The organism is Seohaeicola zhoushanensis (assembly GCF_014656415.1).
In the GTDB taxonomy this organism is placed as follows: Bacteria; Pseudomonadota; Alphaproteobacteria; order Rhodobacterales; family Rhodobacteraceae; genus Seohaeicola_A; species Seohaeicola_A zhoushanensis.
Window position 1 is genome coordinate 1 of record NZ_BNCJ01000046.1, and the last position, 10,699, is coordinate 10,699.

The 10,699-nt window shown below is 64.4% G+C and carries 7 protein-coding genes and 1 pseudogene; 5 read left to right on the forward strand and 3 right to left on the reverse strand.

Features of this window, described 5'->3' with window-relative positions:
- On the reverse strand, window positions 1-271 hold a 271-nt coding region (locus IE266_RS26205), incomplete at its 3' end, for a phosphoheptose isomerase family protein (protein WP_505973613.1).
- Window positions 272-850: 579 nt separating this feature from the next.
- Here IE266_RS26205 and IE266_RS26210 point away from each other — a divergent pair.
- The 4 genes from IE266_RS26210 (at window position 851) to IE266_RS26225 (ending at window position 7,487) form a co-directional block, all read left to right on the forward strand.
- Window positions 851-2,017: a glycosyltransferase gene (locus IE266_RS26210; RefSeq protein ID WP_189683096.1), complete on the forward strand. Its 1,167-nt coding sequence runs from the start codon at window positions 851-853 to the stop codon at window positions 2,015-2,017.
- A complete protein-coding gene (locus IE266_RS26215; protein WP_189683097.1) occupies window positions 2,014-3,516 on the forward strand; it encodes a glycosyltransferase family 39 protein in 1,503 nt (500 codons plus the stop codon). Before IE266_RS26210 ends, IE266_RS26215 begins: the two co-directional genes overlap by 4 nt.
- A gap of 67 nt (window positions 3,517-3,583) precedes the next feature.
- Window positions 3,584-4,723 carry a glycosyltransferase gene (locus tag IE266_RS26220; protein WP_189683098.1) on the forward strand — a complete coding sequence of 380 codons (1,140 nt, stop codon included), beginning with the start codon at window positions 3,584-3,586 and terminating at the stop codon, window positions 4,721-4,723.
- A gap of 175 nt (window positions 4,724-4,898) precedes the next feature.
- Window positions 4,899-7,487, forward strand: a complete 2,589-nt coding sequence (locus IE266_RS26225) for an AMP-binding protein (RefSeq protein WP_189683099.1) — start codon at window positions 4,899-4,901, stop codon at window positions 7,485-7,487.
- A 942-nt stretch (window positions 7,488-8,429) separates the two neighbouring features.
- On the opposite strand, the gene IE266_RS27235 is transcribed toward IE266_RS26225, so the two are convergent.
- Both IE266_RS27235 and IE266_RS26230 read right to left on the reverse strand, forming a co-directional pair.
- On the reverse strand, window positions 8,430-8,555 hold the full coding sequence (locus tag IE266_RS27235; RefSeq protein WP_268249785.1) for a hypothetical protein: 126 nt from the start codon (window positions 8,553-8,555) through the stop codon (window positions 8,430-8,432).
- A 378-nt stretch (window positions 8,556-8,933) separates the two neighbouring features.
- Window positions 8,934-9,770 carry a hypothetical protein gene (locus IE266_RS26230; RefSeq protein ID WP_189683100.1) on the reverse strand — a complete coding sequence of 279 codons (837 nt, stop codon included), beginning with the start codon at window positions 9,768-9,770 and terminating at the stop codon, window positions 8,934-8,936.
- Window positions 9,771-9,911: 141 nt separating this feature from the next.
- On the opposite strand from IE266_RS26230, the pseudogene IE266_RS26235 reads away from it, so the two are divergent.
- Window positions 9,912-10,013 (forward strand): annotated as a pseudogene (locus IE266_RS26235) (transposase); the annotation flags it as partial.
- Between the last annotated feature and the right edge of the window lie 686 nt (window positions 10,014-10,699).

The window sequence follows — 10,699 nt, forward strand, 5'->3', positions numbered from 1 at the left end:
CCAGCGCCGTCAGCATCGGTATGTTGGAGGCCAGCGAGATGGTGCGGAAGGGCGGCTGTCCCTGCACATGGGTGCCCTTCGAGCTGTCGCAGACGGTGTGGTCGGCAATTGCCGCGCTGCCGCCGTTGCCGGCGACCCAGACGGTGCCGCCCTGGGCGATGACCCGGTCGAAGACCGCCAGAACTTCAGCAAGCGGACCCTTGTCGAAGCTCAGCAGAACCTCGGCGAAGCGCTTGTAATAATCGGCTGCAAATTCTGCGAAGTCCGGCATCGGAGTCCTCTGGGCGCAATTTCCGCATTTGGTTTGACCAGCGGCTGCAGCCTTGTCAACGCCGGGCTGGGATTGCGGGGCAGGGGGACGGTCGACCGTGCCCGCGGGCAGACAATTGCCCTGGATCGGGCGGGATTGTTCGCGGCTGCCCGCCGCTCGGCGGCGGAGCGGGGGAAAAGCCCGCAGAAGGATTGCCAATGCGGGGCGCGGTTGCCACAAGGAGGCCGACCCCGACGGAGGACGCTTTTGACGATGCCCGCCGCCCCTGCCCACGAGCGCAGCCCCGACCGCAGCTCCGTCGGCCCCGGCGCCGACGCCGCTCGCGTCCCGCCCGTAAAACCCCGCCCGTAAAACCCCGGTCGGGGCCACGTTTTTCTTGGAACGACAGGAGGATCTTCATAGACTGGCCTTGGCGAAGGTCTGCCCCCATACGTTTGCTGAAAGAGTTCCCGCACCGATGAAACTCCCGCCCGTTCGTCCCGTGCTGCCGGCCTGCGCGGCCGTTTACCGTCACCCGCTCGTGCCCTTCGCATCCAGCAAGCGTCCGCGTGGCGCATTGGCGCCCCTGGACCTGCATTCATGAAGAAACTTCTTGTCGTGTCGTCGGCACCGGCCTCTCTCGTCGATGGAAAGCCGCATCTCGACGTGAAATACTGTGAAGGCATGAAATACTATGCCGAGGCCTGGAACGGCCCGGTCTCCAGCAGCCTCCAGCTGCGCAATGAGGCGGTTCCCTTCGGCCGCACCGTCGATCCCGCCGACCTGCCCTTCGCCCTGCACCTGCGCCAGCCCGGCGAGCGGATGGACCGCGCCTTTCTCGAATCCTTCGACGTCATCCTGTGCAGCGGCGACAACCACCGGTATCTCGACCTTGCCGAACGCTGTGCCAACACGCGGACAAAGCTCGTCTACATCATCGAATACACGCCACAGACCCGGCGGCAGATCATCTTCCTGGACCCGCGGGCGAGCATCTTCGCAAAGCTCTACTCCCTCGCCTGGACCCACCGGCAGGAACGGCGCCGGCGCCGGGCCTTCCGGCGCTGCGACGGTCTCCAGGCCAATGGCTATCCGGCGATGGAGGTCTATCGGCGCGTCAACGCCAACACGATCCTCTACCTGGACAACCGGATCACCTCGGCGCTCGTGGCCACGGAGGCCGAGATCGCCGCACGCGAGGCGCATATCCGCTCCGGCAAGCCGATCCGCATCCTGCATTCGGGGCGGCTCGAACCCCTGAAGGGTGCGCAGGATCTCGTCCCCATCGCGAGGCGGCTCCTCGAGCGGGGCGTGAATTTCGAGCTCGACATCTTCGGAACGGGGAGCCTGGCCGCCGGGATCCGCCGCGAGATCGACGCCACCGGCCTGTCCTCCCGCGTGCGCCTGCACGACCCGGTGGATTTCGAGACCGGCCTGGTCCCCTTCGCCCGCACCCGGGCCGACATCTTCCTGAGCTGCCACCGCCAGTCCGACCCCTCCTGCACCTATCTCGAGAGCATGGGCTGCGGCCTGCCGATCGCGGGCTATGCCAACGAGATGTGGAAGGGCCTGAGGGAGGCGTCGGATGCGGGATGGACCGTGCCCCTCGGCGACTGGAAGGCACGGGCGGACCAGCTGCACGATATCGCGCTGCGCCGCGAGGAGATCGTCGACAAGGCCGCGAAGGCCGTCTCCTTTGCCTCCGCCCATCTTTTCGAGCAGGAATTCCAGCGCCGGATCGACCATCTGCAGGCCCTGGTGGCATGACCGCGGGCGGGCCAGGCGCGGCGGCGACGGACAGGCTCCCGGTCGTGGTGCTGGCCGTCCTCGTCTGCATGACGGCTGCCCTGCTGCTGTTCCGGCTGGACCATCCGGCGCTCAAGATGGACGAGGTATTCTCGGTCAACTACATCCGCAACGGCGTGGCCTACCTGCTCGACCTGGCGCGCCCGGACGAGCGCAATCCGCCCGGGTATTTCCTCGCCCTCAAGGCCTGGACCGCGCTGGCCGGCGACAGCCGTGCCGGTGCGCGCAGCCTGTCGGTGGCCTGCGCCCTTGCCTGCCTGCCGCTGATCTACCTGGTTGCCCGCCCCCTCTTCGGACCCCGCGTCGCCCTGCTCGCCGCGCTGTTCCTGGGCAGCTTCCCCGGTTTCCTCCACTACGGGCGGGAAGCGCGCATGTATGCCATGCTGTTCTTCTGCCTGATGCTTGCCATCCTGTTCTGCACGATGCTGCTGGACCATGCCCGGATCCGCAGCAGGGCACGCCACCCGGCCCTTGCGCTCGGGCTGGTGGTCACCGGTTTCGCGGTATCGCTGGCGGCGACCTTCTATGCGCATTACTCCGCGGCGGTCTATTACCTGTGCTTCCTCGCCGCCGTCGTCTGGATCTTCCTGCTCGAGCGCGATCTGCGGCTGCTCGGCCTGGTCGGGACCGGCCTGGCCCTGGCCACGCTGCTGGCGCTGCCGCAGATCTTCCACATGCTCGGCTTCGTCAGCCCCGGGGAGAGCGAATGGATCCCGCCGACCACTGCGGAGTTGTTCCTCAAGACGGTCCTGGGCTGCTTTCCCTTCCCGACCTGGGCCAAGCCGGTCTTCCTCCTGCTTTACGCCGCCGGCACCGTGATGATCTGGCGACGCGACCGCCGCTTCGGCATCCTGTTTCTCTGCATGCCGGCGGTCGGCATCGCGGCGCTCGGCGTGATCGGGATCTGGCGGCCCATGCTGCTGGTGCGCACCGCGCAGCCGCTGACATTGCTGGCGCCGCTTGCCCTGGCGGTGGCGGTGGCCAGGCTGCCGCTGCCGGGCATCGCCGCCGCGGCACTGGTCGCGCTGCAGCTCTGGCCGGCCCGGGCAGACTATCCCGCCGAACGCGAAACGATGGCCGGCGAGGCGCTGTCGGAGGTCCTGGCGGACATCGACCCCGACCGCGACCAGGTCTTCTACATCGCGCCCCTGCGCCCCCAGTTCGAGCTGTTCCGCCTGCCCGGACGCGAGCGGTTCCAGCCTCTCCGGTTCGAAGATCCGGCTGCCCAGTTCCCCGCGATCCTCTCGCGGGTCCGATCCTGCCACGGGCCGCTGCCGGCACCGGCCGGATGCGGCAGGACCTATGTGATCATGGAGCCCGACCCGCGGTTCGAGAAGGAGAACGCCGCCGCATGGACCCGTTTCCTGGACCGGCTGGCGGCCGAAACCGGCAACAGCCGGACGCTGACCCTTCCCGGCCATGCCGTCTACATCCTGTCCGGAAAGGCACCAGGCGGATGACATCCTTCCCCCCCAAAGCGAGGAATGCCTCATGAAGGGCAGGGCTGGCCAACCGGCGGAGACAGGGGTGTGCAACCCGCCGCGCCTGGCCGAGGTGCGCATCGTCGCACCGATCTCGATCATCATTCCGACCTACAGGGAAGCACAGAACATTCCCTTCGTGATCGAACGGATCCGCGCGCTTCGCGAGGCCCGTGATCTCGATCTGGAACTGATCTTCGTCGATGACCAGAGCAACGACGGCAGTGTCGAAGCCGTCGCCGCCGCCGGGCTGGACTGGGTGAGGATCATCGTCCGCGACGGCCCCCGCGGGCTGAGCCTGGCCGTGGTCGAAGGGTTCAGGGCGGCCCGCAACGAGGTGCTGGTCTGCATGGATGGGGATCTCAGCCACCCGCCCGAAACGATTCCGGACCTGATCCTGATGCTGGACAACGGTCATGATCTCGCCATCGGCTCCCGCTATGTCCGGGGTGGCTCCACCGATGACGACTGGGGGTTCTTTCGCTGGCTCAACAGCCAGATGGCGACCCTTCTGGCACGGCCCCTGACACGGGTGAGCGACCCGATGTCCGGCTTCTTCGCGGTCCGCAAGAGCGATTTCGACCAGGCCCGCGACCTCAATCCGATCGGCTACAAGATCGCGCTGGAGATTATCGTGAAATGCGACCTCGAGAATATCGGCGAGGTGCCCATCCACTTCGTCGATCGCGCCCGGGGGGAAAGCAAGCTCACCTTCAAGGAACAGCTGAGATACATACAGCACGTCCGGCGCCTGTATCTCTATCGTTTCGCCAACGCGATGTACCTGCTGCAGTTCCTGGTGGTCGGCGCCTCCGGCATGGTGGTCAACCTGGCCACGCTCTCGGCGCTCCAGTTCATCGGGATGGCGGACTGGGTGGCGCTGATGGGCGGCATCGGCGTCAGCGTGATCTCGAACTTCCTGCTGAATCGCCGGTTCACCTTCTCCTACGCGCGCAGGCGCAATCCCTGGACGCAATTCAGGGGCTTCCTGGTCGCGTCGCTGGTCGGCATTCTCGTCAACTACGTCGTTGCCATACAGCTGTCCCGTCTCGACTGGTTCCAGGGCCCGTTCGGCCTGCAGTTCGCCGCGATGACCGGCATCGCCTGCGGCCTCGTGTTCAACTTCCTCGGCAACCGCTTTGCAGTCTTCCGGCGCCAGCATCTCCGCGGAGACAGCAGGAGATGAGCGCGCCGGCCCCGGGCAGGCGTCCAAAAGGCTGGCATCAGAGTTGGCGCGCCGGAGATGCCCTGTTTTGGCTTGACTTGCTCAGGACCTGACTCAAACCTGACACCGCGCCCGAGTGCGCCGGAAGAGCAGGAGACGTGCCATGAACGGCGCGGGCGTTCGAGGCAGGTGAAGAGTGACAAACCCGGATCAAGAGCGGCTTGGAAAGGCCGGAGGCGCTTCGGCTGACGCAGGCTTCTGGCAGATAGTCCCATCGGAGAAAACCGCCTTCGTCCTGCCGGATCTGCAACGTGTCAGTTACCGGTCGCTGGCGGAGATGATCGAGGAGTTCACCGGGCGTCTGCGGACGGATCCGGGACTGATCGGAATTAGATGCGACGGCCACCTGAGGCAATATGTGGCTTACCTTGCCTCTTTGCAGGCAGGCTGCCCCGTTGTGCTGTTGCAGGAAGGGCAGGGCGCAGAAGGTACCGGGCTTGGCCTGTCGATGCTTTATTCGCCGGGGCAGGACCGGCTCGAGCGGCTTGAGCCCGATCCGAAGCCGGCGTGGCACGACGATCTCGCATTGCTCCTCTCCACCTCAGGCTCGACCGGTGCGGCTAAATGGGTACGCCTGTCCCATGCCAATCTCGCGGCGAATGCGAACTCCATCGTCGAGTATCTCGGGCTTACCGAGGCGGATTGCGCCCCGATGAGCTTGCCGTTCCAATACTCCTACGGGATGTCAATCCTGAATTCCCATCTTGCCGCCGGGGCTACGCTGGCGCTCAGCGAGGGATCGGTCATTGACGAGGGGTTCTGGAGATTCTTCGAGCAGGCGGAGTGCACGGGCTTCGCCGGAGTTCCTTACAGCTTCGAACTTATGGAGCAGGCAAACATCAAGACGGACCAGCTGGCATCCTTACGCTACATGACCCAGGCCGGCGGCCGTCTCGCACCCGAGCGTGTCCTTCAATGGGCCGCGCGTTCTCGCCGGGAGAACTGGGCGTTCTTCGTCATGTACGGACAGACGGAAGCCGCCCCCCGGATTTCTTACCTGCCGCCGGAAATGGCATCCGTATCGCCCTCAGCAATCGGGGTTCCGGTGCCCGGTGGGGAGATGTGGATCTGCGACGAGGCGGATCGGCGCTTGCCGGACGGAGAAACGGGCGAGTTGGTCTATCGTGGGCCGAATACCATGATGGGGTATGCGACGAGCGATAGAGATCTGATCCTGCCACAAGGAAGCGATGTTTTGAAAACCGGCGACATCGCGCGGAAGCTTCCCAATGGCATGATCGAAATCGTCGGGCGGAAAAGCCGGTTCGTGAAGTTGTTCGGCCTGCGTATCAGCCTCGACGAAGTGGAGAAAAAACTCGAGGTCATGGGGTTTACCGGTGCCTGCGGCGCCCATGACGACCGAATGTATGTCTTGGTGGAAGCCCTTACCCAAGACGCCGATCTGCGGCGTCTGCGCGGCGACCTGTCGGAATGGCTGAAGATCCCGCCGGACAGTTTCGTGCTTGAAACCATCGACCGGATCCCGCGCCGAAGCAACGGGAAGCCAGATCTCCAGGCCATAGGTCGCAGGATAGCCGAGATGGAGGCATCCGCCAGTGCCGGCGCACGCAAGAGCGCGCTGACACGGATATTTCGGCGGGGCCAGAGTGTGGAAGAGGTTTTCCGAAAGCAGTTCGGGGCGGACCAGGTGAAGGAAAACTCGACCTTCGCATCGCTGGGAGGAGACAGCCTCACCTACGTGGAGCTGTCCCTGGCCCTGGAAAGCGTTCTGGGTGCTTTACCGGAGGACTGGGCCAACATGACCGTCGCCCAGCTCAAGCAGAAGCGCAAAAGCAGGAAGTTCATATCCTCCATCGACACGCCGACGCTTGTGCGCGCCTTGGCCATCATGGCCGTCGTCTCGGGGCATTTTCACTTCGTCGACTATGGACGAGGCGGCGCCTTCAGCCTCTTCGTCGTAGCCGGGCTGACGTTCGCTCTGTTCACTCTTCCCCAGGTACTCGAACACCAGCGGATCACGCCTATCGCCAATCTGTTCTTCCGGATTGCCGGGCTGACACTCGCCTATATGGCCCTGCACCTCATTCTCACCGGCTATGGCGAGTGGCCGGCTTTTCTGTTCGTTGGGAGTTACTTTTCACCCCATACCGAAGGCGCGCTCTGGTTCATCGAAATCTACCTGCAGTTTCTTCTGGTCGCCATGGCCGTGCTGTCCCTTCCTGCCGCGCGTCGTGCCCTGGAGAGCCATGCATTTCTCTGCTCGGCGGTTGCCGCTGCCGCCTTCGTCGGCATCGGTGCCGTTTCGGACATGCTGTTCGATCTCCATCACCTCTTTCGCAGGGTTCCGCATTTGATGGCTTGGTATTTCCTGCTGGGAGTAGCCATCGGCTCGGCCGACAAGCTTGCGCACCGCCTTGTCCTGAGCGCCATCCTGGCGGTCGGCAGCTGGCAATTCGGAGGCTATGGACTTCCCAGGATCGGCTTTTTCCATGTCGCCGCGCTGGCGCTGATTTGGCTACCCGCCGTTCCGCTCCCGAGCCTCTTGCGATCACCGATCCGCCAAGTTGCAGGTGCGTCGCTCCTGATCTACCTCAGCCACTTTCAATTTGGCCAGGCACTCGCAAAAATAATGAACGAACCCGCCGCGGGGTTGAAATGGGCGGCTGCCCTTGCCGGAGGTGTTCTGTTGTGGCGGCTTTACAACCCGGTTGACCTCTGGTTGAGCCGGCGAGTGGCCGGCTTTCTGAGTCGAGCCAAGACCTAAGCCGCTCAGCGTGACAGTCCGCCATTTCCGCAGCCTAACAAGGGGCGCGTTCCCGGTCGCACTCTTTTGTGAATCCACCCTACAGAATTTGCACTTCGTTTGTGAATCCAACGAGGACTGCATCACCCAGCGTTTGGGGGCTGTCGCGCGCTCTCCAGCATCTGCGCGTTCATATAATTGTCTCCCGGCGGCATGCTGTTCTTTGAGATCAATCGCGCCGTGCCGCTACAATCCAGCTCGCCGCGGTTCAGAAGATCAAAGTCGAGAACGTACATGGACGGCTTTCGACGCGATGAAGACCTCCGAGGCGCTGGGCGCGCGCAAGCTGTTCAAGCGCGGCATCTGATCGGACAAGGCCCGCGGCCCTGGAACCTGGTTTGTCGGCTACAACGGGAGCCCGACCGCTGCACGGGTCCTTCGGTGGCGTGCTGGGCGGCCTGAACTGTCTCCCGCGCTCGCTGCTTGCGCTGGGCGGCATCCTGCTGGCCGTGGTGGCGATCCCTGAGTCTCCGAGCGAATGCAAGGCGCCACATTGACCCCTGAGCCGCTCTGGGGGCCGCAGGTGCCGTGGTCAGCTTCTGCCTTGGAGGCCCCGACCAAGCCAAGACGGAGGCGTTCCAGCGGCCTCTTACCGCGAGCACGGTCAAGGTACCTGCGATGGGCGACAACATGCGCGCGCTGCTGGCCCTCAGCTTGACCTCGCCGGAGGTGGCCAAACCGACCCCGACCCCGCGCTTGAGCTGGTGCCCATCGATCCCCGGCAGCAATACACCTCTTGTCATCTGGTGAGCCGACCTGTGCGTGGCCCTCTAATCATCGTCGAGGGGCAGGGGGACAGCCCAAATCTCCCCGCCCGGCGTTCCATCCGCCTTCTCGGCAAGGCAGACTTGCAGAACACCATCCACCTCGCGGAAACGCGGGATCAGCGGTCGGCGATAGTCATCACTGAGATGAAGGCATCGCCACCTCTTCCGGAAAGATCTCAGCCAGCTTGAAAAGGCGCTGGGCGTCTTCGGTGGTGACATGGAGCCGGCTCCCGTCGCGCTCGATCCGTTGGAGTTCGAGCATAGCCGCCGTGCCTCGGAATTGAACCGATATTCCCCGGCGATCTGCAATCTCCGGCACCGGCATTCTGGCTGCGCGCCCCTGGGCAACCTTTCGATGTTCGTTCAAATGCGGGGCAGGGTAGCGCGACATATCCTTCCAGTGACCATCCAACTGCGATCCGCTTTGACCAGCTGATGAGGGCCCAGAAGGCCGAGAGGCTGGAAGGTTTGTTTGGCGACGAGCTGCGCAGGGCCAGCACCATGATCGTGGTCGTCGACAGCGTGGATTGGGCAAGGCCGTATTGGTGGCCTCGGGCTCGACCTAACCGAGGCGGGCGGCATTCCGCGACCGGAGTTCTGCCTCCCGGAGATGTGCCTCGCCGCTCCCCGAATTGCGGGCTCATCGGCGTCGCGAGAAGCGGACCGCAGCGGCGATCAGCAGAATGCCGAGGGTCGACATGATGCCGGTGATCCCGAGCCAGGCCGGAAGTGCGCCGGGATAGTCGTTAGCCTCAAGTGCAACGCCTGTGATGGCCGCTACGACCGCGGGGATCAGGAGTGCCCAAAATAGGATTCGAGCCCGGCGGGGATAGGCGTGTGCGAGATCCCCGATATCGCGCACGCTGTCTGCGGCCGAGGCATAATGGCGGATTGCCCTGTTCGCTTCGTTTCGTGCTTCGGGCGGGATCGGCAGGAGCAGCAACCAGCGCGTCGTCCGGGGTGATCCATGAGCGCCGGCGAGCATGCCGACAATGATCGCCACGCAGGGCGGATCGGTCAGTACCAGCCCCGCCTGCTCCATCCCCGCCCCGCGTCCGGGCGCCAGCGAGAAGTAGCAACCGTCGATCAGCGCGCCGCGCGCGCCACAGACGATCTCGACCGTTTCGTTCCCGGCGACGGCGCGCGGAGCGAATAAAAGGCCCTTGAGCTTGGGCACCCTGACACCGGTCTCTTCGAGCCGGATGTCGCGAAAGCGTTGCCAAGTCGGGGAGGGCACCCGCCAGCGTGCGATCACGTCTGTTCCGGCCTCCAATCGCGCGGCCGCACGTGCGGCGATTCCCGCGGCGACCACGAAATATCCGGCGACGCCGAAGATCAGAAGACCAGCCACGCCGGCTGCCATAGCGGGCATACCATCATCGGATCCGAGCGCGCCGGAAAATGTCGCCCAGAGAAGGAGGATCGCGAGGCAGAGCCCGACGATGGCGAGCATGAATTTGCGGCGCGCATGGCGCATTCCCGTCTCCCGCTCCAGCGTCCACACGATGTTGCACCGCCCCCCGGCGAGGACATCGACCTTATCGGAACTGCATGAGCCGAGCATGCGGGAAGTTCGGTCCTTCGACAATCCGGTCAGTGAGTCGCCGGCAACGAGGAGAAACGCGAGGTCCTGGGGGTCACCACCGGCCCCTCCGAAGCCGAGACCTTCTGGACCGCGTTCCTGCGGTCCTTGGCTGATCGCGGCCTGCGCGACGTCAAGCAGAAGCGGCCCGTTAGGGACTTTTCAGGTGTTCCCATATACCTGATGTTCTGTTTTCCAGACCGTTTTTGCCGCGCCAGATCAGCATGATGGCTGCTGCTCCAGGGAAGGAATCCGGGGGCACTGCACCGGTCTCCGGAGTGGCGATGCGGAATTCCGGATTTAATCGATCGCGATCCGGGGAAGCGCTGAAACTCACGGGCGGATAGCGTCGCCCATACGGGGTGACAAAGCGAGCTACACCGACAGGAGGTCTTCTGACCTGTTCCTCTCGGCAAAGTTCAGTCCGATCGCACCGCACAATAATGACGAAGCCTGGAGGGCGACGCCGATCACGGGCGTCGCCCTTTCCGTTTCCGGAGACCGGCGATCGCGACAAGGCCGGGGGGCGGGATAACAGGTGCTGGCCGAGGGCCGGACGCGTGTGAGGTGGGATCTGCGACACCTCACGCCGCGACCGGCCCGGGAGGGCCAGGGTGGTTGGTGGTGTTGTTCACAACATCATCCAGGAGAACCGCATGACACAGACTTCGACGACCAGGCCCGCGGGAGCGGCAGACGAAGAACCCAGAACACCTGATATGGCAACGCAACTCAGTTCGATGCTCACGATACTTGCAACAGAACTCCGGCCGGTCCTCGGCGCCGACACGTCGCCGCAGGCCCGTCGCGTAACAGCCTGGCTG